Raw genomic sequence first — 21134 nt, 5'->3', positions numbered from 1 at the left:
CCAATATTCTAGAAATATCGTTTGACAATCGATGTTCGCGGGCACATCGTGTCGCTCATGAAGATCGACGACGCAGCAGCACGCCTGGAAGCCCTGGGGAATCGGACTCGCCTGCAGATTTACCGGGCGCTGGTCCGGGCCGGGCACGCGGGCATGCCGGTCGGCCGATTGCAGGACAAGCTCAAGATCCCGGCCTCCACGCTGTCGCACCACATCAAGACCCTGGTCTCGGTCGGATTGGTCAGTCAGATCAGGGAATCGACGACCCTGATTTGCCGCGCCAATTTCGACGCCATGCGCGGGCTGGTCGACTTCCTGGCCGCGGAGTGCTGTGCGGAAGAAGTGGGGTGCAAGGATGCCCAGACCGCAGCCTGATTCATTTGCTCAGTAATTCCATAATTCTAGAAGGATGGAGATTTCGAAATGGACAAGACCGTAGCCATCATCGGGGCGGGGCCGGTCGGCCTCGCAGCCGCAGCTCATGTGCTCGAACGCGGCATGTCTCCTGTCGTGCTCGAAGCCGGACCCGAGGCCGGGCATGCGGTGCGGCAATGGCAGCACGTCCAGCTCTTCTCGCCTTGGGAATACAACGTCGACAACGCGGCGGCGCGCCTGCTTGCGCCGACCGGATGGAATTCGCCGGACCCGAGCTCCTATCCGACCGGCGGCGAACTGATCGATCGCTATCTCGCGCCGCTGGCGACGCGAACGCCATTGCGCGAGACGATCCGCACCTCGAGCCGCGTCATGGCGATCAGCCGCGCCGGCTTCGACAAGGCGAAGACGAAGGGGCGGGACCAAGCGTCGTTCGAGATCCGCTACCGGAACGGCAAAGGCGACGAGATGCTGCGCGCCGATGCCGTGATCGACGTCTCCGGTACGTGGTTCTCGCCGAATCCCGCCGGCAGCAACGGTCTGCCGGCGTTCGGCGAAAGCGAATGCGCCGGCCGCATCGCTTATGGCATGCCGGCCGTGCGCGGCTCCGCTCGCGACAGGTATGCGGGCAAGACCGTCGCCGTGCTCGGTGCCGGCCATTCCGCGCTGGGCACGCTGATCGATCTCGCACTGCTCGCCGAGGAGGTGCCCGGCACCAGGCCGGTTTGGCTGCTCCGCGGCGACGATCCGGCAAAGGCCTTCGGCGGCGGCGGCAACGACAAGCTTGCCGCGCGCGGCGAGCTCGGCGCGACCTTCGCCGCGCTCGTGACTGCCGGAAAGATCGCGGTCGAGCCCGGTTTCGCTGTCACCCACATCTCGGAGCGCGAAGGCCGCCTCAGGATTTCGGCAGGCGCCGGCTCGGCTGTGCGGAGTGTGGTTGCCGACGAGCTGGTGGTGTCGACCGGCTTCCGGCCCGATCTTTCGTTCCTGTCCGAGCTGCGGCTGCGGCTCGATCCGGCGATCGAGGCGCCCATCGCGCTGGCGCCGCTGATCGACCCCAACGAGCATAGCTGCGGAACGGTGCGGCCTCACGGCGCGCGCGAGCTGGCGCATGATGAGCCGGGCTTCTATCTCGCCGGCATGAAATCCTACGGCCGGGCGCCGACCTTCCTGATGATGACCGGCTACGAGCAGGTCCGTTCGATCGCCGCCGACATCGCCGGCGACAAGAGGGCCGCGGCACGGGTCGAGCTCGTGCTGCCGGAGACCGGCGTCTGCACACGCGCCAGCGTGGCGTCCGCCGCCGCGGCGGGATGCTGCGGCGGCCCGGCCAAGGCCGAACCCTCGGCCTGTTGTGCCGCGGATGAATCCGCCAAGAAGGCGGGCGGTGCGGGGTGCGGTTGCTCATGAGCCGAGGCGCTGCCGGCCCGCTCACCGTCGTCATCGCGCTCGGCACCGCGCAGACCATCGCGTGGGCGTCGAGCTACTATCTTCCTGCGATCCTGGCCGCGCCGATCGCGAGCGATCTCGGACTCGCGCCGACTTACGTGTTCGGCGTGCTGTCTGGCGCACTCGTCATCTCCGGCCTGATTGGTCCGCGCGTTGGGCACGCCATCGATACGTTCGGTGGGCGCAGCATGCTTGCGGTCTCGAACCTCGTTTTCGCGGCTGGCTTGCTGCTGCTGTCCGTGACCAATGGCGTAGCGGTGCTGATCGCAGCCTGGACCCTGCTCGGGATCGGCATGGGCATGGGTCTCTATGAAGCCGCGTTCGCGACGCTTGCGCGCATTTACGGCGCCGATGCGCGACGAACGATCACCGGCATCACCCTGATCGCGGGTTTCGCCAGCACACTCGGCTGGCCGCTCACGACGTGGCTCGCCACGGAGTATGGCTGGCGCGCGGCCTGCCAGCTTTGGGCGGTGATCCACATCGGCCTTGCCTTGCCGCTCAACCTTGCGCTGCCCCGCGCCGCTCCGTTGCGTCAGGAGGCCGGACCGAGCGCGAGCGCAAGCCAGCAACCCGGCCGCCAGAGCGAAACCTTCGCAATGATTCTGCTGGCGTACATGTTTGCGGCCGCGAGTTTTGTCAGCTCCGGAGTCTCGGCCATTCTGCCCACCATGCTGGTTGCGTTCGGCGCCACGCCAGCACAGGCGTTGCTCGCAGGAGCTTTGGTCGGACCGGCGCAGGTCGGTGCCCGCCTGCTGGAAGCAGGATGGCTTGGCCGGTTTCATCCGCTGCTGTCGGCGCGGCTCGCCCTGCTCATGAATCCGATCGGCGTGCTTGCGCTGGTCGCGGGCGGCCCCATGCTCGCACCGGTCTTCACGGTGCTGTATGGCGCCGGTAACGGCATCATCACCATTGCCCGTGGTACGCTGCCGTTGGCGCTGTTTGGGCCGGTAGGATTCGGCCGGCGTATCGGGATGATTTCGCTGCCTTCCAGGGCAACGGGCGCTTTCGCGCCGCTTGCGCTGGGACTGATGGTGGAGCATCTCGGCAGCAGCGCGCTCTGGATCGGCGCGCTGGCCTCGGTCTCTGCGTTCTTCGCGCTTCTGCTGCTCCGTGCTGATCGGAACGCATAGGCTGCATTGCCGAAATGGGGTGCTACTCCGGCTGCGGCGGATAGCGCTCGAATGCCGGCAGTTCGTGCGCATGCTCCATCCAGCGCAGGCGCTCGGCGACCTGGATCTGCATCGTGGCGGGCACCGCCTCGGGATCGTCGTAGGTCGCGCTCTGGATGTCGATGACACCCGGCAGCATGTCGGCATTGACGTAGAACAGTCCGGTTCCGCACGCGCTGCAAAAGTGCCGCCGCCCGTGTTCCGAAGAGCGGTAAACTTTCGGCTCGCCCTTCGTCACCTTGACCGCGCCCTCCGGGTACATCGTCCAGCCGACGACCGGAGCCCCGGCGTGAAGCCGGCAATCGCGGCAGTGGCAAAGCGCGTGCACGATCGCGTCGCCCTCGACGTCGTAGCGGATTGCACCGCAGTGACAGCCGCCGGTGATTTTGCTCATGCGTTCCTCCGATCGAAGATGACTTTTCAGATCGATAGCTCTCGTGCCCGGTGGCTTCAACAACGCAGCCAAGCCGGGATTGCGTCGTACTGTCGCCTGACAGCTGCTGCCATCGCGTGGTTGGCCGGCTGTGTTCCAGGGACCGCGACGGTTCAAGCCGAGCGGCCGGCCGCAAGCTCGCGCGTGATCCAGTCGGCGAACACGCGGATCGAACGGCGCTGCTGGCCTGCGCGCGGAAACACGAGATGGTGGCCGACATAGCGCATGTCGACCGAACGTCGAGCGAGCGGCGCAACCAGCCGCCTGGTCGCGATTTCGCGTTCGGCCAGCCGGGTTGATTCCAGCGTCACGCCGAGGCCGCTTGAGGCCATCGCGATTGCCAGGAAGCTGCGATCGAAGCGCATGCCGTGAATGGCCGGCGCTTCGAGGCCGTTTGCGCTGAACCATTGATGCCACTGCACCTGCTTGACTTCCGAGCGGATCAGCACCTGATCGACCAGGTCCTTCGGCTTGCGGATCTTCTTCGCGAGCTCGGGAGTGCAGAGCGGCGTCACGGTCTCCTCGCCCAGCGGAATGATCTCGACCCCTTCGGCCCGTGGCTGGCCATAGACGATGTCGATGTCGAAATCGTCGTTGCTGAACCTTGCATACTCGGTATTGGCCGCGAGGCGGACCTCGAGCTTGGGCTCGGCGGCCATGAAGCGGGCAAGGCGCGGGGCGAGCCACTGCGCGGCAAAGCTCGGTGCGCAATGCACCCGTAGCAATTGCGGGCCGCGGCCTGCGACCTCCTCGATGCCGCGGCGCAGATTGTCGAAAGCGGCGCCGGCATGACGCATCAGGTTGGCGCCCGCCGGCGTCAGGCGGATCGCGCGGGCGCTGCGTTCGAACAGGATCGTGCCCATCGCGCTTTCGAGCTTGCGAATGGCGTGGCTGACCGCGCTCGGAGTGAGGTGAAGCTCGTTCGCGGCATCTCGGAACGAGCCGGTGCGCGCGGCCGCCTCGAAGGCGCGGATGGAGGATATGGGGATACTCGACAGCAGCATCCCATGAGTGAACCAAATTCACCTGAGCAAGACAACAGCGCGTTTGTGGGAACGGCGGCAGGGGCCTATTCACCCGGGTCAAGAACAGCGGCGCGACCAGGTGCCGGCAACGGCCATTTAGGGAGGATCACAATGCTGCTACGCGGCAAGACAGCCATTATCACCGGAGCAGCCTCGCCGCGGGGCATCGGCCTCGCAACGGCCCGCCGCTTTGCCGCCGAAGGCGCCCGGGTCGCCATACTCGACATCGACGCTCTGGCCGCGGAAGCCGCCGCACGCGGCCTGGAACCGGTCGCTGGCGAGCCGCATCTCGGCCTCGCCCTGGACGTCACCGACAAGCAGGCCTGCATCAAGGCCGTCGAAGCAGTCGTCGGAAGGTTCGGCCACATCGACATCCTCATCAACAATGCCGGCGTGACCCAGCCGGTGAAGCTTCTCGACATAACGCCGGAAGATTGGGACCGCATACAGGATGTCAACCTCAAGGGCATCCTGTTCCTGTCGCAGGCCGTGATCCCGCATATGCGAAAGCGCAAGAGCGGATCGATCGCCTGCATGTCCTCGGTCTCCGCACAGCGCGGCGGCGGCATTTTCGGTGGACCGCATTATTCGGCGGCCAAGGCCGGCGTGCTCGGCCTTGCCAAGGCGATGGCGCGCGAATTCGGGCCCGACGGCATCCGCGTCAATTGCGTGACGCCGGGCCTGATCGGCACCGACATCACCGCGGGCAAGCTCACCGACGAGATGCGGACGAAGATCCTCGAAGGCATTCCGCTCGGCCGGCTCGGCGAAGCGGCCGATGTCGCCGGCATCTACACCTTCCTCGCCTCGGACCTGTCGGCCTACGTCACCGGCGCCGTCATCGACGTCAACGGCGGCATGCTGATCCACTGAGCGGGAAGGGGAGACACATGGCGACACCGACACTCGCAAACGCGCCGACGCTGGCGCAGCGCGCCCGCAACATCCGCCGCAATGCTCTGTTGATGGGCGAGGTGCAGGGCCAAGGCTATATCGCCCAGGCGCTCGACATCGCCGACGTGCTGGCGGTGGCCTATTTCCACGCGATGCGTTTTCGCGCCGAGGATCCTGCCTGGGAAGGCCGCGACCGCTTCCTGCTGTCGAACGGACATTACGCGATCGCGCTCTATGCGGCCCTGATCGAGGCCGGGATCATTCCCGAGGCGGAGCTCGAAACCTACGGCTTCGACGAGAGCCGCCTGCCGATGTCGGGCATGGCCTCCTATACCCCGGGCATGGAGATGTCCGGCGGCTCGCTCGGCCTTGGCCTCGGCATTGCCGTCGGCATGGCGCTCGGGCTGAAGCGCAAGAAATCGGCGTCGCGAATCTTCACGCTGTTCTCGGATGGCGAGCTCGACGAAGGCTCCAAATGGGAAGCCATCATGTCGGCGGCCCATCACAAGCTCGATAACCTCATCGCGATCGTCGACGTCAACAATCAGCAGGCCGACGGTCCCTCCAGGCAGATGCTCGGCTTCGAGCCGCTGGTGGACAAGCTGGAGGCCTTCGGCTGGTTCGTGCGGCGCGTCGACGGCAACGATCTCGACGCGGTCGTAGGCGCCTTCGATGCCGCGATGACGCATGCCGAGCCGAAGCCGCGCATGATCGTCGCCGACACCTTGATGGGCAAGGGCGTTCCCTTCCTGGAGCAGCGCGAGAAGAATCATTTCATCCGCGTCGAGCCGCACGAATGGCAGCTCGCGCTCTCGGCCCTGAACGCGGGAGAGCAGCCATGACGTCCGCCGGATCGCCCCCTTCGGCCAAGCCGCGCCTCACCACCTCCGCCATGATCGCCTCGATCGCGTCGGAAGGACAGCGCACCAAGCCCGCCCCGTTCGGGCACGCGCTCGTCGAGCTCGCCCGCGGCCGCGAGGAGGTCGTCGGCATGACCGCCGATCTCGGCAAATACACCGATCTGCACATCTTCGCGCAGGCCTTTCCCGATCGCTACTACCAGATGGGCATGGCCGAGCAGTTGCTGTTCGCCGCAGCCTCGGGGCTGGCGGCCGAAGGCTTCATGCCGTTCGCAACGACCTACGCGGTGTTCGCCTCGCGCCGGGCCTACGACTTCATCCACCAGACCATAGCCGAAGAAGACCGCAACGTGAAGATCGCCTGCGCGCTGCCCGGCCTGACCTCGGGCTACGGCCCGAGCCATCAGGCGGCCGAGGACCTCGCGCTGTTCCGCGCGATGCCGAACATGATGGTGATCGACCCTTGCGACGCGCATGAGATCGAGCAGATCGTGCCGGCCATCGCCGCGCATCGCGGGCCGGTCTACATGCGGCTGCTGCGCGGACAGGTGCCGCTGGTGCTCGACGAATACAATTACCGCTTCCAGCTCGGCAAGGCCGCGCTGCTGCGCGACGGCACCGATGTTCTGATCGTCTCCTCGGGTATCATGACCATGCGCGCGCTGGAGGCGGCCCAGGCCTTGACGGACGACCGCGTCAACGCAGCCGTCCTGCACGTGCCGACGATCAAGCCACTCGATACCGCGGCGATCCTGCGCGAAGCGCGCAAGCCAGGTCGCCTGGTCGTGGTCGCCGAGAACCACACCGTGATCGGCGGCCTCGGCGAGGCGGTGGCGACGCTGTTGATGCGCTCTGGCGTTCATCCCGCATTCCGGCAGATCGGGCTTCCCGACGAGTTTCTCGCCGCCGGCGCGCTGCCGACGCTGCATGACCGCTATGGTATCTCGACCGCGGAAGTGAAGCGGCAGATCAAGGAATGGCTGCGCTAGCTGCCACCGCTTTACGACCGGCGCAACCGACATGCTTCGCGGCATTGCTGCGGAGAACGACGGCTGCTGTGCAAATGCCGGCGCATCGAGAGCCGGCCGGCAGCAACAATGGCGGCGACGAGTCATCGCCGCAGATCGACCAATCCATGCTCGACAGGAGGAAAACGATGACCTTGCGCAAGCCGACCACTCTCAGCCGTCGTAAGCTGCTCATGGCCGGCGCCGCCGTGCCACTGTGCGCCATTCTTACGCGTCCGGCTTCGGCCGCGGAATTCACCTACAAGCTCGCGACCGGGCAGGATCCCACGCATCCGGTCAATATCCGCGCCAAGGAAGCGATCGACCGCATCCGCGAGGCGACGAGCGGCCGGCTCGAGATCAACCTGTTCCCGGCCAACCAGCTCGGCTCCGATACCGATCTCCTGACGCAGGTCCGCAACGGCGGCGTCGAGTTCTTCAACCTGTCGTCGCTGATCCTCGCGACGCTGGTGCCCGCGGCCGGCATCGTCAATCTCGGCTTTCTCTTCACGAGCTATGACGCGGTCTGGAAGGCGATGGACGGCGAGCTCGGCGCCTATATCCGCGCGCAGATCGCGCGGATGCCGATCATGGCGGTGTCGAGCCCGTGGGACAACGGCTTCCGCCACGTCACCTCCTCCGGCCGCGAGATCAGGACGCCCGAGGACCTCAAGAACTTCAAGCTGCGCGTGCCGGCAGCCCCTAACCTGACCTCGCTGTTCCAGGCGCTCGGCGCCGGGCCTGCGCCGATCAATTTCAACGAGGTCTACTCCGCACTGCAGACCAAAGTGGTCGACGGGCAGGAGAATCCGCTGCCGATCATCGCGACCGCCCGGCTCTACGAGGTGCAGAAGACCTGCTCCCTGACCGGCCATGTCTGGGACAATTACTGGATCCTCGGCAACAAGCGCGCCTTCGAGAAGCTGCCCAAGGACGTGCAGGCGATCGTGACGCGCGAGCTGGATCGCTCGGCCCGGGACGAGCGTGCCGACATCGCCAAGCTGAGCGACACGCTGCGCGCGGATCTCACCGCCAAGGGCATGCAATTCATCGAGGTGGACCGCGGCGCGTTCCGCCAGGCCCTGGCGAAGACGAGCTTCTACGCGGACTGGAAGGGCAAGTTCGGCGAGGAGGCCTGGGCGCAGCTCGAGAAAGCAGCGGGCAAGCTGTCATGACCGCGATCAACCAAATGCATGGAATCCATCAGGCTGCCGTAGCCGCGGCACCTCAATCCATCGCGCACCGGTGGGCAGTGGCAGCCAACAGGGTGCTTGGTCATGTGGTTGCGATCCCGGCAGCGCTGCTGGTGGTGGCCGAGATCGTCGTTTTGTCGGCCGGCATCGTCGGACGATATGTCTTTCACGCCCCGATCGTCTGGGCGGACGAGCTCGCCGGCATCCTGTTTCTGTGGCTCGCGATGCTCGGTTCGGTGCTTGCGTTCCAGCGCGGCGAGCACATGCGGATGACGGCCATCATCGGCATGCTCGGGCCGAACGCGCGAGCATTCCTCGACGTCGTTGCCGCAGCGGCGTCGCTGGCGTTCCTGTTGCTGGTGATCCATCCGGCCTACGAATTCGCGGCGGACGAGCTGTTCATCACCACACCGGCACTCGAGATCGTCAACAGCTGGCGGGCCGCGGCATTGCCCGTCGGGATCGGATTGATGCTGATCGCGGCGCTCCTGCGGCTCGTCCGCATCTCGGGGCTGCGCAACCTGCTCGCGGCCATGGCACTCGTCGCCGGCATCATCGCCGCGCTGGTCCTCATCGCGCCGGTCCTGAAACCGCTCGGCAATCTGAACCTCCTTATTTTCTTCGTGATCATCGTCGGCGCGATGGTGCTGGCGGCGGTGCCGATCGCCTTCGCCTTCGGCCTCGCCACCGTCGGCTATCTGGCGCTGACGACGAGCACGCCCGATGTCGTCATCATCGGGCGCATGGACGAGGGCATGAGCCATCTGATCCTGCTGGCGGTGCCGCTCTTCGTGTTCCTCGGTTTGCTGATCGAGATGACTGGCATGGCCCGCGCCATGGTCGGCTTCCTCGCCAGCCTGCTCGGCCATGTGCGCGGAGGCCTGCATTATGTGCTGGTCGGCGCGATGTATCTGGTGTCGGGCATCTCCGGCTCGAAGGCGGCCGACATGGCGGCCGTGGCGCCGGTGCTGTTTCCGGAGATGAAAAAGCGCGGCGCGAAGCCCGGTGATCTCGTCGCGCTGCTCGCCGCGACCGGCGCGCAGACGGAGACCATTCCGCCGTCGCTGGTGCTGATCACCATCGGCTCGGTGACGGGTGTCTCGATCGCGGCGCTGTTCACCGGTGGCCTGCTGCCCGGCATCGTGCTCGCGATCGGCCTCTGTGCTGTGGTCTGGTGGCGATACCGCGGCGAGGACCTGTCGCATGTGAAGCGGGTCACGGGAAGGGAGATCGGCCGCGCCTTCGTCCTCGCCATTCCGGCGATGGCGCTGCCCTTTGTCATCCGCGCGGCCGTGGTCGAGGGCGTTGCGACCGCGACCGAGGTGTCGACCATCGGCATCGTCTACGCGGCTCTCACCGGGCTTCTGATCTATAGGCAGTTCTCTTGGCGCCGGCTCTATCCCATGCTGGTGGAGACCGCGTCACTGTCAGGCGCGATCCTGCTGATCATCGGCGCCGCGACCGGCATGGCCTGGGCTCTGACGCAATCGGGCTTTTCGGCCTCGCTCGCCAAGTTCATGACGGCGCTGCCCGGCGGCACACCTGTTTTCCTTGGCGTGACCATCGTGGCTTTCGTCATCCTCGGCAGCGTGCTCGAGGGCATCCCGGCCATCGTGCTGTTCGGGCCGCTGCTGTTTCCGATCGCCCGCCAGGTCGGCGTGCACGAGGTGCACTACGCCATGGTCGTCGTTCTCGCCATGGGCATCGGGTTGTTCGCTCCGCCGTTCGGCGTCGGCTATTACGCGGCCTGCGCGATCAGCCGTATCAGTCCCGACGAGGGCATCAGGCCGATCGTCGGCTATATCGTCGCCCTGCTGATCGGCACGCTGATCGTCGCCGCGATCCCGTGGATATCGACAGGCTTCCTGTGAGGCACGAGTAGCCGTAGCGCAGAGCTGCGGCTCCGCCGACCAAGCTAAGTTCGCGCCCGTGTGCTCTCGGTCCGCATCAGCCGTTGCTTCACCGTCCGCGCGATCGCTGCCGGCGCTTCCTCGGGGATCGCAAAGCACGAGCTCGCGTTGATCTCGCACAGCACAAAGGTGTCTGCGCCGGCCGCATCTTTCGGCCCGTACAGGAAGTCCGCATCCCAGATCACCGGCAACGACGACTCATCGATGCCGAGCGTTGCCATCATCTGAGGCGTCCATTCGTCCTCCATCGCTCCTCGCAGCGCCTGGAATGGCGAAGCATCAGGCCCGTGCATGATCCGCGGCCCGGGCTGGGCCTCAGGCGCCTCCGGTCCTTCCGGCGGCGGCGGGATCAGGGCCTTGATCTTCTGGTGGCCGAAGCCTGCGACTTTGGCGCCGCTCATGTAGCAGCGGATCATGCCGTCGGGCAGGCGCGGTTGAAACGCCTGGTCGATGATGCAGCCGCCCCAACTGAAATAGGGCTCGCACCGTGCGAGCAGCGCATCGATCGGCATGTCCTCAGGCGTGCTGCCGCGCTGTGCATGCAGCACGCGAACCATGCCTTCGGTATCGGGCAGGACCTCAACCTTCCAGACCCCCTGGCCGCCATTGCCGCGGTTCTGCTTCAGCACGCGCGGGCCGCCGGCACGAAGGCGCGCCGGAAACTGGCTGCGGAAGCTTGCCGCGGTGTCATAGCGATGCGTGTCGGCGCCCCAGCCCAGATGACGCGTCCGGTAGAGCACCTCCTTGACGCCCATCTTCAGAATGATGTCCGGATGCGCGCTCACCCACGGCCCTTGCGCCGCGACGTCGCGCAGCAGGGCGTCGAGCTCGGCGCGGGTCTTGCCCTGGTGGATCGGATCGACCCAGACCAGCACGCCGTCGGCTGGAAGCAATTGGTCGCGGACCGCGCCCGCAAAGCTCTCGTCGTAGATCACCGGGAAAGCTTCGATACCTGCAGCGGCCAGCGCCTCGAAGACGCGGACGAAGCGGCTGTTCTGCGCCGTCGCCTCGCGCCGCGCGGCAACGTCGCCGCGCGAGAGGATGGCGATGGTTCGGAGGGGAGAGGAGTGACGTTCGGTGTCCATGCGCAAGCTCCACGGATTTGCGTGCTGCGCAGAGCTTGGACCTGGGTCTCACGGGGAGTCTGCATCGTCCCCACGCCGACCATTTTACGTGAGATGGCCCTTGAGTTTCAAGAGAGGTCAGCGGTCCCGCATAGTCAGTCACCGGCGCCCAAGGCCGCCTACTCATGCCGCCAGATTCTCACGGCCGAAATGACCAGGATCGCAGCCAATCCCGGCAGAAGAATCGAATTTGGGACGACCCCGAGAAGCAGGCCGCCTACGAATGTGCCGGCGATGGATCCGATGGCCATCGCAAGCATGAACTGCCAATTGGCGCGGAGCACGGAAAAGCTCTGGTCGCGACTATAGCGCGCAAATCCCACCAGCATGGTCGGCAGGCTCACCGCGAGTGAGAGGCTGCCCGCGAGCTTCACGTCCGCGCCGAACAACAGGATGAGGGTGGGGATCAGGAATTCCCCTCCGGCAACGCCGAGCAACGATGCCACGATCCCGATCGCAAAGCCCGCTGCTATGCCCGCGACGATCAGGCTCGCGCCTGTCAGCGCCGGTGGGGTTGCCGCCTCGTTGCCGTGCGCGAACAGAAGCATGGCGGCGATCAGGAGCAGCAGGACGGCAATGATCTTGTAGAGCGTCCCGGACTCCAGGCGCGTCGCCCAGGATGCTCCGGCATAGGCGCCGACGAGGCTGCCCGCCAGCAGGTTCAGGATGATCGGCCAATGGGCATAGATCTCCGCGAACGGAACGGCGCGTGCGCGAAACGGCAGTGCGCTCGCCACCACGATCAGGCTCGCCGCTTTGTTGATAACCACGGCCTCGAGGCCGCGAAATCCGAACAAGCCGATGAGCAGGGGTAGCCGGAATTCTGCACCACCGAGACCGATCAGGCCGCCCAGCGTGCCGATGATTGCGCCGGAGCCGAAGGCGGCAGGATTGTTTCGCATGGACACGACGCAAAGATGCGCGAAAGACAACACCCGCGACGGACGGCTCCGTGCGGGTGTGACGAACTCTCGATGATGCCAGTATGCCCCTGTTTTGCCCGACGAGTCAAAGGGAGCGCGTGGAATCGGCAGCCTCAACACCATCGATCCGAAGAGCGTAATGATTTCAACATCCCCGCTACTGTGCATGGGGTTGTTTTCGCAACTTTTGTTTTAGCCCGCCGAAACGGCCGACTCATCGCCGTCCGCGGGGCGCCTCGGCCTTGGCCGGCGGCTCGGTCTGCGGGGCGCAGGTCGCAGCCTGGAGCGAGCCTTGCGCCTGCTGCATCAAACCGGGCTCGGGGGCGAGCGCCTTCATCAGGATCAAGCCGGTCGTGGTCGGAGAATCGATGATCAGGCGGTCGGCCGCGGTGACCTCTTCGTCCTCCGGCAGCTCGCTGTGCTGCGCTTCCGTCATCAGATCGAGCTCGATCACCTTGCGGCCCGCGGAGCGGTCGTTGATGGCGTAATAGGCGATCTCGTTGCGGGTGTAGAACGACACCGAGGTGTAGGCCTGGCTCACCGGCACGGTGAGCTTGATCGGCCCGCCAGACAGATCATAACGACAGATCGCCAGCGCGAAGGCCGGATCCATGAACGGCATCGGCGAATTGTTGGGATCGGCGAGGGGGAGCTGGGTGACGGCGTTCACCCTGGTCATCGGTGTCAGCCGCGAATAGGCATCCTGCGTCGCGATCCGCGGCAGCGCCAGCACGCTGACGAGATGGACCACGAGGCCCAGCACCACGCCGGCGACGATGGTGAAGACGAGCCGGATCATGAGCAGCCCACCGTGGTGATGCTCGGCATCGGCGCATCGCGCTGGGTGCGCGTCCCAACGCCGACCGGCGTGTCGTAGAGACGCAGCATCAAGGCGTAGCGCTCGATGCCGCCGGTCGGCAGCCAGTTGCCGGCGCGCGAGCGCGAGGCGATCCGGATCTCGAACGAGCCGTCGGAGGCGCGCACGATCTCCTGGCTGGTGAAGCCGTAGCGCTGCAAGGAATTGGCGACGAGATGGCCCTTGCGGTCATAGAGCGTCAGCGTCCAGAACCGCGCCGGCGGCGTCACGCCGGAGACGACCACGTCGCAGCGGCCGTCGAGCGCCTTCTTCCTGTCGTCGGTGGTGGCAGTGAAGGCGACACCGTCGCCGGTGCCGATCGGCAGCTCCCCGTTGCGGACGATAGTGGCGCGCGAATAGGGATCGACGTCGGCGGTGCCGGTGCGCGGCCGCGCGGTCCAGGCGCCGATGGTCAGCGCGCCGATCTCGGTGCCGCGCGTCGTGGTCATCCACGTCGCGCCGACGCCGACTACGCCTGCGAGAAGAAGCGCCGTCAATGTGATCAGGATCAGCCGCACTTGCTTTCGATCAGTTCTTGCGCGGGGCAGAGGCGTTGGCGTTGTCTTCCGCATAATTCTGCGGGAAGGCGAGCGCGCTCGTCGACGAGGACGGCCTCGCCGGATTGCTGTCATTCGCCGTCGATTTGTTTGCGGCCTTGGCCGCATCATCCAGCAGCTTCTCGACCCGCACCAGGATGTCCGCGCCGCGCTTGGTCAGCACCGGCGGCGGACCGGGCTTGGTCTCCAGCACCTTCGGCGCCGCGTTGGCCTGCGCGTTGCTCACATGCTGCGGCGGCAGCTTCTGGCCCATGCCGATGCCGGGGATCTCCCGGACCTCGACGCCCTGATGCGCCACCAGCATGATGTCGTGCCAGGTCTGCGCCGGCAGCGAGCCGCCGGTCATGCGGTTGGTCGGCGAGTAATCGTCGTTGCCGTACCACACCGCGCAGGTGAAATTGCCGGTGAAGCCGACGAACCAGGCGTCGCGATAGGCATTGGTCGTGCCGGTCTTGCCCGCGGTCGGAATGCCGTCCAGCGCGGCGCGCCGTGCGGTGCCTTCGCTGACGACGTGGCTCATCATGCCGGACATGTCGGCGGCGACGGAGGCGGGGATCGCCTGCCGCGGCTTCGGCCCGTCGCGGTCCCAGCGCCAGACCAGATCGCCGGCGCCGGTGCGCACCTCCAGCACCGCATGCGGCGTCACCGCCTTGCCGCGGTTGGGGAAGGTCGCGTAGGCGACCGCGTGCTCGAGCACGGTGACTTCGTCCGAGCCGATCGGCAGCGACGGCGTGTCGGGCAGCGGCGCCTTGAGGCCGAAGCGGCGCGCGACCTCGACGATCTTGGCGCGGCCGACCTTGGCCGGGTTCTGCGTCTTGGGCTCGTTCTTCCGGCCGATCTCGATCGACAGCTTCACCGGCACGACGTTGATCGAGCGGGTGATTGCCTGCGTCAGCGTCACCGAGCCGGAATAGGAATGGCCATAGTTCTGCGGGCACCAATTGCCGATGCAGACCGGACCGTCGACCACGACCGAGTTCGGCGTGTAGCCGTTCAGCAGCGCCGTGGCGTAGACGTATGGCTTGAACGAGGAGCCCGGCTGGCGATAGGCGTCTGTGGCGCGGTTGAACTGGCTGGCGCCGTAGTCGCGCCCGCCGACCATGGCGCGGACGCCGCCGTCGAGGTCGGCAACGACAGTCGCCGCCTGCGTTGCGTGATAGTCGCGACCGAACTGGCGCAGCTGGTTCTCGACAGCGGCCTCCGCCGCCTTCTGCAAGTTGGCGTCCATCGCCGTGCGGACCACGAAGACGCGCTCGGTGTAGGACCTCGGGAAGGTGTCGACCAGCTTGCGCATCTCGTCGAAGGCATAGTCGAGATAATAGTTCGGCGAGGCCTCGTCGCGGCGGTCGACCGCGAAGGCCGGGTTGCGGCGGGCGCCGAACACCTGGCCCTCGGTCATGAAGCCGGCATCGACGAGGTTGTCCAGCACGACGTTGGCGCGCGCGCGGGCGGCGGGCAGGTTGATGTGCGGGGCGTACTTGGTCGGCGCCTTGAACAGGCCGGCAAGCATCGCCGCTTCCGCCAGTGTCACGTCGCGCGCGGACTTGTTGAAGTAGAAATGCGCCGCGCCGTCGACGCCGAAGGTGCCGCCGCCCATATAGGCGCGGTCGAGATAGAGCTTGAGGATCTCGTTCTTGGTCAGGCGCCATTCCAGCCAGATCGCGAGGAAGGCCTCGTTGACCTTGCGCTCGATGGTGCGCTCGTTGCTCAGGAACAGGTTCTTGGCGAGCTGCTGGGTGATCGAGGAGCCGCCCTGGCGCACGCCGCCGGCTTGCGCGTTGGTGACGAGCGCGCGCGCGGTGCCGGCGATGTCGATGCCGAAATGCTCGTAGAAGCGGCGGTCCTCGGTCGCCAGCGTCGCCTTGATCAGCACGTCCGGAAAGTCTTCCAGCGGAATGGAGTCGTTGTGCTTGATGCCACGGCTGCCGATCGGGTTGCCGTAGCGGTCGAGGAAGCTCACCGCGAGGTCGGACTTCTTCAGCCAGTCCTCGTCCGCGGTCTCGCGGAAGGCGGGAATGGCGAGGGCGAGCATCACGACAAGGCCGCCGAGCCCGAGGGTTGCGGCCTCCGACAGCGGCTCGATGAACACCCAGCGCTTCCACCGCCCGACATAGAAGCGGTCCATGAAGGTCGAGTAGCGCTCGTAGAGCTCGCGGATGCCCTTGGCCGAGGAGAACAGCGAGGAGTCGATGCGCGCATCGAGATCCAGGAAGAAGTTCCGGATCCTCTGCTTCCAATGCGGTGGTATGATCTGGCGCACCTAGAACCCTTGCGGCTTGCTTCGAAAGCGTTCAAGCACCCGGCCGGGGCGGCATCGAGACGTCTTGCGGGAATGTTGCGGCAAACCCAAGGCGCCCGGCCAGCATCCGAGGGGCTTGCTGTTCCTTCTAGCCGAGCGGGGCCCATAAACCAATGGTCACGCTCGCGATTTTGAACAACAGGCCTAATTGACCCCGGTTCATTACGGGCCTCAAAGGGGCCTCGCTTGCAACCCTGCCGCCGCGCGCCCTAGATGGCGTTGCTAGTTGCTCTTTCGAACTCTTGTTGAGGCGCATGACCGCAGCTCCCAAACGATCTCAAGGCCAGGAAGGATTCTTCTGGAAAACCAAGACGTTGGAACAGATGTCGCAGCGCGAATGGGAAAGTCTGTGCGACGGCTGCGGCCGCTGCTGCCTGAACAAGCTCGAGGACGAGGATACCGGGCAGATCTACTTCACCCATATCGGCTGCAAGCTGCTCGATGGGACGAGCTGCGCCTGCAAGGACTATCCGAATCGCTCCGACAAGGTTCCGGACTGCGTCCGTCTGACCCCGGCCAATGTCCGAACCCTGAACTGGCTGCCGCCGAGCTGCGGCTACAAGCTCGTCGCCGAAGGGCGCGACCTCTATTGGTGGCATCCGCTGGTTTCGGGCGATCCCAACACCGTGCACGAAGCCGGCGTCTCCGTGCGCGGCCGCGTCGAGGGCAGCGAGGAGGAGGTCCCGGACGAGGAGCTCGAGGACCACATCGTGCAGTGGCCGGCGGTCTTGCCGAAGCAGGCGCGCTTGAAACGACGTCCGAAGGACTGATCCGCCGCCGCGCCGAGGTCACGTCCTTGGGATGACCTCAGGGTGGGATGCACCCATGCGCCGCGGTGCCTGCCTGGGAAGAAATTTCCCCTCTACATTGGACTGCATAGAACGAATCCTTCGCGGTGTTGCGCCGCATCACGACGTCCGATCGAGATGAACAAGTTCGACCGGCAGAGCGATTCTGCCGACATCCAGGCCTTGCCCGACGATATTGCCGAAGAGCTGTCCCGCCTGCCGAGCGAGGTCATCAGCGTCGACGACGCGCCGTCGATCGCCCCGCCGGTGCCGCTGAGCTCCGACGAGGTCCGCACCATCGTCATCAGCCTGATGGTGACGATGTTCCTGGCCGCGCTCGACCAGACCATCGTGGCGACGGCGCTGCCGACCATCGGACGCCAGTTCCAGGACGTCTCCAATCTGTCCTGGGTGATCACCGCCTATCTGCTCGCCTCGACTGCGGTCGCGCCGGTGTTCGGCACGCTCAGCGACATCTACGGCCGCCGCGTCATGATCATCATCTCGCTCAGCCTGTTCGTCGCAGGCTCGGTGCTGTGCGCGATCGCGCCGAACATGCCGATGCTGATCCTGGCGCGCGGGCTTCAGGGCCTCGGCGGCGGCGGCATCATGCCGGTGGTGCAGACCGTGATCTCCGACGTGGTGAGCCCGCGCGAGCGCGGGCAGTACCAGGCCTATTTCTCCAGCGTCTGGATGGTCGGCGGCATCCTCGGCCCGGTCATCGGCGGCGTGTTCGCCGAGCATCTGCACTGGTCGATGATCTTCTGGATCAACCTGCCGCTTGCGGCCGCAGCGCTCGCATTGCTGCTGCCGAAGATGAAGAAGATCCCGGTGTTCCACCGCAAGCGCAAGGTCGACTGGCTCGGCGGCGTCTTGCTGATGGCGTCTGCCGTCGTCTTTATGCTGGTGCTGACCTGGGGCGGCACGCGCTATCCCTGGCTGTCGCCGACCGTGCTGGCGATGGTGGGCGGTGCTGTCGCGCTCGCGGTGACCTTCGTGTGGCACGCCCGGCGAGCCGACGAGCCGTTCCTGCCGCTGCCCTTGTTGACGGGATCGGTGGCGCCTTTCGCGCTGACCGCGGGCGGCTGCGGCCTCGGCGCGATCACCGGCCTGACCGTGCAGCTGCCGCTCTATTACGAGCAGGTCTATCATCTCAGCGCCAGCGAGGCGGGGCTTGCGCTGATCCCGCTCGCGGCGGTCTCGACCGTCGGCGCGGCCGTCGCCGGCCGCACCATGGCTCGCGCAAAACACTACAAGCGCGTCGCCATCATCGGAACGTCATGGGCCGCGCTGTGCGGTCTCGCCCTCACGGTCACCACCTTGCCGCTCTGGGGCCTGCTGTTGCTGATGGCCGCGTTCGCGCTGGGACTCGGCACGACTTTTCCGGTATGCGTGGTCTCGCTGCAGAATTCGGTGGCTCGTCCGCAAGTCGGCACCATCACCGGCGCGATGAACTTCTTCCGCTCGCTGATGTCCTCGTTCACGGTCGCAGCCTTCGCCGCGATCCTGCTCATCGCGCTCGGCACCGACATCCCGCTCGCCGGCGAGCATCACGCCGCAGGTGCCGTCGCGATCCCCGCCGACGACATGCGGCACGCTTTCCGCTACGTGTTCGGCGCCGCCACCGCGCTGATGACGATCGCTGCGCTGTGCCTGATCGCGATGGAGGAGCGGCCGCTGGCCGGTCCCTCGGCCAAGCAACCCGTGGAGATGGCCGAGTAAGGCTCAGCGGCTAGCGTCCGGGAAGCTGCTCTTTCGCGGCAGCCGGATCGTGAACTCCGTGAACGCGCCGAGCTCCGTTGCGACGTCGATCGTGCCGCCGTGCTGCTTCACGACGATGTCGTGGGTCATCGACAGCCCGAGGCCGGTGCCTTCGCCGGCTGGCTTGGTGGTGAAGAACGGATTGAACATTTTCTCCCTCACATCGTCGGCAATGCCGGTGCCGTTGTCGCGGATCGCAATCTCGACGTCATCGCCGCGATCGCGCGTCGCCGCGATCAGCGTCGGCTCGTAACCGGCGGCACCGTCGGCCTTGCGCCTGATGACAGCGTGGAAGCCGTTCGAGATCAGATTCAGGAGCACGCGGGTGATTTCCTGCGGAAACACTTCGGCCTGTCCGGCCGCTGGATCGAGCGCGCGCTTCAGCGTCACGTGGAATCCGGGTTTCTCGGCGCGTGCGCCGTGATAAGCGAGATTCAGGCTCTCCTCGACCAATGCATTGATGTCGCTCAACCCATGCTCGCCGCCGCCTTCGCGCGAATGCAGCAGCATGTTCTTGACGATGGAATCGGCCCGGCGGCCGTGCTGCACGATCTTGCCGAGATTGTCCTGCAGAAGCTCCGTCAGCTCGTCGACCTCGCTGCGGACATTCTCGGGGAGCGCGACCGGCGTGAGCACCTCGTTCAGCTCCTCCGTCAGCTCGGCAGACAGTGAGGCGAAATTGTTGACGAAGTTGAGCGGATTCTTGATCTCGTGCGCAATGCCGGCCGTGAGCTGTCCCAGCGACGCCAGCTTCTCGGTCTGGATCAGGCGATCCTGCGCGGCGCGCAGATCATCGAGCGATTTGGCGAGCTCACGGGTGCGGTCCTGAACCTCGTTGAACAGGCGCGTGTTCTCGACCGCGATCACGGCCTGGTCGGCAAAGGTCTTGATCAGGTTGATGGCCTTGTCGGGGAAATGACCGGGCTCCCGCCGCGTGACGGCGATGGTGCCGATCGCAAGGCCATCACGCAGCATCGGCACCACGAGGATGCTGCGATAACCGCGTGTTCGCGCCAGCTCCTTCATCGCTTCGGTAAGATCAGGCTCGTTCTGCATGTCGCTGCGGAAGGCAAACACGCCGCTCCTCGCCACCCGACTGTGAATGCCCGACGAGGACAGCGGCGTCGGAAACGAGCTCAGCAGATCCGCATTGCCGGCCTCATTGTCGGTCGTGAAGGCGGCCAGATGCAGCATCCCGTCGACGACGCGGGTGACGGTGGAGGAGTGCGCTCCGATCAGCGCCTTGGCGCTGTCGGAAATGGCCTGGAACACCGGCGTGACATCGGACGGTGAAGCCGCGATCACCTTGAGAATGTCGGCAGTCGCAGTCTGACGTTCCAGTGCTTCCTTGGTCGCGTTGAACAGGCTGACATTCTTGATCGCGATCACGGCCTGGTCCGCGAAGGTCTGCAGCAGGCGCACATGATGCTCGGCGAAGTTGCCGGTGGCGCGTCGCGTCGCGATGATGATGCCGATGGCCTCACCTTCGCTCATCAAGGGCGCGAACAGCATGCTGCGATAGCCGCGGGCCCGCGCGATGTCGCGCGCGGCCGGCTCGAGCTCCGTGTCGGGCAATTGCGCCGCGGCACCATTGGCCACGAGCTGATAGGGCGGGAACTGCGCGAACGGCACCGGGAACGAGGCCTGGAGCACGCGATCGCCGGCCGGATCGGTCGGGGTGAATGCCGCAAGGTGCGCGGCGCCGTCGATATAACGCAGCACCGCGGTGGAGAAGCCGCCGATCAGCCGGTTGGCATTATTCGCGATGGCCGCGAACACGGGCTGCATGTCGGACGGGGAGGCCGCCATCACCTTCAGGATATCGGCCGTCGCGGTCTGGCGTTCCAGCGCCTCCCTCGTCTCGTTGAACAGGCGCGCGTTCTCGATCGCGATCACGGCCTGGTCGGCGAAGGTCTGCAGCAGCTGGACGAGGTCGGGCGCGAATGCGCCCGGCTCCGCGCGCGTGACGCTGATCATGCCGACCGGCGCGCCCCGGTTCATCAGCGGCATGAACAGCACGCTGCGGAAACCGCGCAGCCGCGCCAGCTCCCGGTTCAATGCCGGGACGTCGGCCGCCTCGCTGTCGGGAAACTGGATCGTCTCGCCCTCGCGCACGAGGGCAAAGGTCGGGAAGTCCGTGATCTTGCGCGGGAACGAGGCTTTCAGCCCTGCGTCCGCCTCCGGGCTGGTCGGCGTGAACGCTACCAGGTGCAGCTCGTCGCCGATGAATTGAAGCACGGTGGCGGAGAAGCCGCCGAGCAGGCGCTTCGCGCTGGCGGCGACTGCCGCAAAGACCGGCCGCGCATCGGACGGCGAGGCTGCGATGGTGCGCAGGATCTCGGCGCTGGCGCTCTGGCGATCCCGCGCAATCGCAAGCTCGGCGCGCAGCCGTGCGTTCTCGGCCGCGGCCGATTGGAATCGGCGCTCGAGTTCCTCGATGTCGTACGAAGGGGTGATCATTCCTCATCCAGCCCGATGCCGCGACACGGCGGCACCGGGCCGGATTAT

At 66.1% G+C, this 21134-nt stretch carries 18 protein-coding genes; 10 read left to right on the top strand and 8 right to left on the bottom strand.

From position 1 onward, the window contains the following. Positions 1–57 precede the first annotated feature (57 nt). The 3 genes from AC24YW_RS05070 to AC24YW_RS05060 are packed head-to-tail and all read left to right on the top strand — an operon-like array spanning position 58 to position 2957. A complete protein-coding gene (locus tag AC24YW_RS05070) occupies positions 58–375 on the top strand; it encodes an ArsR/SmtB family transcription factor (protein ID WP_487481674.1) in 318 nt (105 codons plus the stop codon). Positions 376–423: 48 nt separating this feature from the next. Further along, complete coding sequence (locus AC24YW_RS05065) at positions 424–1785, top strand: NAD(P)-binding domain-containing protein (protein WP_487481673.1); 1362 nt, start codon at positions 424–426, stop codon at positions 1783–1785. Beyond that, positions 1782–2957, top strand: a complete 1176-nt coding sequence (locus tag AC24YW_RS05060; protein ID WP_487481857.1) for an MFS transporter — start codon at positions 1782–1784, stop codon at positions 2955–2957. Before AC24YW_RS05065 ends, AC24YW_RS05060 begins: the two co-directional genes overlap by 4 nt. 22 nt (positions 2958–2979) lie before the next feature. Here AC24YW_RS05060 and AC24YW_RS05055 read toward each other — a convergent pair whose 3' ends face one another. Continuing rightward, positions 2980–3390 carry a GFA family protein gene (locus tag AC24YW_RS05055; protein WP_487481672.1) on the bottom strand — a complete coding sequence of 137 codons (411 nt, stop codon included), beginning with the start codon at positions 3388–3390 and terminating at the stop codon, positions 2980–2982. Between the two features lie 152 nt (positions 3391–3542). After that, positions 3543–4430 carry a LysR substrate-binding domain-containing protein gene (locus tag AC24YW_RS05050; RefSeq protein ID WP_487481856.1) on the bottom strand — a complete coding sequence of 296 codons (888 nt, stop codon included), beginning with the start codon at positions 4428–4430 and terminating at the stop codon, positions 3543–3545. Positions 4431–4565: 135 nt separating this feature from the next. Between AC24YW_RS05050 and AC24YW_RS05045 the strand changes: the two genes are divergently transcribed. The 5 genes from AC24YW_RS05045 (at position 4566) to AC24YW_RS05025 (ending at position 10279) form a co-directional block, all read left to right on the top strand. After that, complete coding sequence (locus tag AC24YW_RS05045) at positions 4566–5327, top strand: SDR family NAD(P)-dependent oxidoreductase (protein WP_487481671.1); 762 nt, start codon at positions 4566–4568, stop codon at positions 5325–5327. Between the two features lie 17 nt (positions 5328–5344). Continuing rightward, a complete protein-coding gene (locus AC24YW_RS05040; protein WP_487481670.1) occupies positions 5345–6190 on the top strand; it encodes a transketolase in 846 nt (281 codons plus the stop codon). Next, positions 6187–7197 carry a transketolase family protein gene (locus tag AC24YW_RS05035; protein WP_487481669.1) on the top strand — a complete coding sequence of 337 codons (1011 nt, stop codon included), beginning with the start codon at positions 6187–6189 and terminating at the stop codon, positions 7195–7197. Before AC24YW_RS05040 ends, AC24YW_RS05035 begins: the two co-directional genes overlap by 4 nt. Before the next feature lie 167 nt (positions 7198–7364). After that, the gene (locus AC24YW_RS05030; RefSeq protein WP_487481668.1) at positions 7365–8390 is read left to right on the top strand and encodes a TRAP transporter substrate-binding protein; all 1026 of its coding nucleotides are present in this window, start codon (positions 7365–7367) and stop codon (positions 8388–8390) included. Positions 8391–8404: 14 nt separating this feature from the next. Next, on the top strand, positions 8405–10279 hold the full coding sequence (locus AC24YW_RS05025) for a TRAP transporter large permease (RefSeq protein WP_487481855.1): 1875 nt from the start codon (positions 8405–8407) through the stop codon (positions 10277–10279). A gap of 44 nt (positions 10280–10323) precedes the next feature. Here the strand turns inward: AC24YW_RS05025 and AC24YW_RS05020 are convergent, their stop codons facing one another. From AC24YW_RS05020 to AC24YW_RS05000, 5 genes are all read right to left on the bottom strand, one after another. Continuing rightward, on the bottom strand, positions 10324–11403 hold the full coding sequence (locus AC24YW_RS05020) for a Cj0069 family protein (protein ID WP_487481667.1): 1080 nt from the start codon (positions 11401–11403) through the stop codon (positions 10324–10326). Positions 11404–11561: 158 nt separating this feature from the next. Beyond that, positions 11562–12344: a sulfite exporter TauE/SafE family protein gene (locus AC24YW_RS05015; RefSeq protein ID WP_487481854.1), complete on the bottom strand. Its 783-nt coding sequence runs from the start codon at positions 12342–12344 to the stop codon at positions 11562–11564. A gap of 235 nt (positions 12345–12579) precedes the next feature. Then, entirely contained in the window at positions 12580–13164 is a 585-nt protein-coding gene (locus tag AC24YW_RS05010; RefSeq protein ID WP_487481666.1) for a DUF1254 domain-containing protein, read from the bottom strand. Beyond that, positions 13161–13739: a DUF1214 domain-containing protein gene (locus AC24YW_RS05005; RefSeq protein ID WP_487481665.1), complete on the bottom strand. Its 579-nt coding sequence runs from the start codon at positions 13737–13739 to the stop codon at positions 13161–13163. Before AC24YW_RS05005 ends, AC24YW_RS05010 begins: the two co-directional genes overlap by 4 nt. A gap of 10 nt (positions 13740–13749) precedes the next feature. Then, positions 13750–16038 (bottom strand): transglycosylase domain-containing protein, encoded by a 2289-nt coding sequence (locus tag AC24YW_RS05000; protein WP_487481664.1) that lies wholly within the window; start codon positions 16036–16038, stop codon positions 13750–13752. Positions 16039–16331: 293 nt separating this feature from the next. On the opposite strand from AC24YW_RS05000, the gene AC24YW_RS04995 reads away from it, so the two are divergent. Continuing rightward, positions 16332–16847 carry a YcgN family cysteine cluster protein gene (locus AC24YW_RS04995; RefSeq protein ID WP_487481663.1) on the top strand — a complete coding sequence of 172 codons (516 nt, stop codon included), beginning with the start codon at positions 16332–16334 and terminating at the stop codon, positions 16845–16847. 156 nt (positions 16848–17003) lie between these two features. Then, a complete protein-coding gene (locus tag AC24YW_RS04990; protein WP_487481662.1) occupies positions 17004–18587 on the top strand; it encodes an MDR family MFS transporter in 1584 nt (527 codons plus the stop codon). A 3-nt stretch (positions 18588–18590) separates the two neighbouring features. On the opposite strand, the gene AC24YW_RS04985 is transcribed toward AC24YW_RS04990, so the two are convergent. After that, a complete protein-coding gene (locus AC24YW_RS04985) occupies positions 18591–21086 on the bottom strand; it encodes a GAF domain-containing sensor histidine kinase (protein WP_487481661.1) in 2496 nt (831 codons plus the stop codon). Between the last annotated feature and the right edge of the window lie 48 nt (positions 21087–21134).

It is taken from the genome of Bradyrhizobium sp. USDA3516, assembly GCF_057651995.1.
This window is presented reverse-complemented; position numbering and strand designations above follow the sequence as displayed.

Bases quoted from the DNA above. Each gene is read 5' to 3' on its own strand.
- AC24YW_RS05055 (WP_487481672.1), bottom strand. From the start codon at position 3,390: ATGAGCAAAATCACCGGCGGCTGTCACTGCGGTGCAATCCGCTACGAC.
- AC24YW_RS05010 (WP_487481666.1), bottom strand. From the start codon at position 13,164: ATGATCCGGCTCGTCTTCACCATCGTCGCCGGCGTGGTGCTGGGCCTC.
- AC24YW_RS05015 (WP_487481854.1), bottom strand. From the start codon at position 12,344: ATGCGAAACAATCCTGCCGCCTTCGGCTCCGGCGCAATCATCGGCACG.
- AC24YW_RS05020 (WP_487481667.1), bottom strand. From the start codon at position 11,403: ATGGACACCGAACGTCACTCCTCTCCCCTCCGAACCATCGCCATCCTC.
- AC24YW_RS05045 (WP_487481671.1), top strand. From the start codon at position 4,566: ATGCTGCTACGCGGCAAGACAGCCATTATCACCGGAGCAGCCTCGCCG.
- AC24YW_RS04990 (WP_487481662.1), top strand. From the start codon at position 17,004: ATGAACAAGTTCGACCGGCAGAGCGATTCTGCCGACATCCAGGCCTTG.
- AC24YW_RS05025 (WP_487481855.1), top strand. From the start codon at position 8,405: ATGCATGGAATCCATCAGGCTGCCGTAGCCGCGGCACCTCAATCCATC.
- AC24YW_RS04995 (WP_487481663.1), top strand. From the start codon at position 16,332: ATGACCGCAGCTCCCAAACGATCTCAAGGCCAGGAAGGATTCTTCTGG.
- AC24YW_RS05060 (WP_487481857.1), top strand. From the start codon at position 1,782: ATGAGCCGAGGCGCTGCCGGCCCGCTCACCGTCGTCATCGCGCTCGGC.
- AC24YW_RS05035 (WP_487481669.1), top strand. From the start codon at position 6,187: ATGACGTCCGCCGGATCGCCCCCTTCGGCCAAGCCGCGCCTCACCACC.
- AC24YW_RS05070 (WP_487481674.1), top strand. From the start codon at position 58: ATGAAGATCGACGACGCAGCAGCACGCCTGGAAGCCCTGGGGAATCGG.
- AC24YW_RS05040 (WP_487481670.1), top strand. From the start codon at position 5,345: ATGGCGACACCGACACTCGCAAACGCGCCGACGCTGGCGCAGCGCGCC.
- AC24YW_RS04985 (WP_487481661.1), bottom strand. From the start codon at position 21,086: ATGATCACCCCTTCGTACGACATCGAGGAACTCGAGCGCCGATTCCAA.
- AC24YW_RS05030 (WP_487481668.1), top strand. From the start codon at position 7,365: ATGACCTTGCGCAAGCCGACCACTCTCAGCCGTCGTAAGCTGCTCATG.
- AC24YW_RS05065 (WP_487481673.1), top strand. From the start codon at position 424: ATGGACAAGACCGTAGCCATCATCGGGGCGGGGCCGGTCGGCCTCGCA.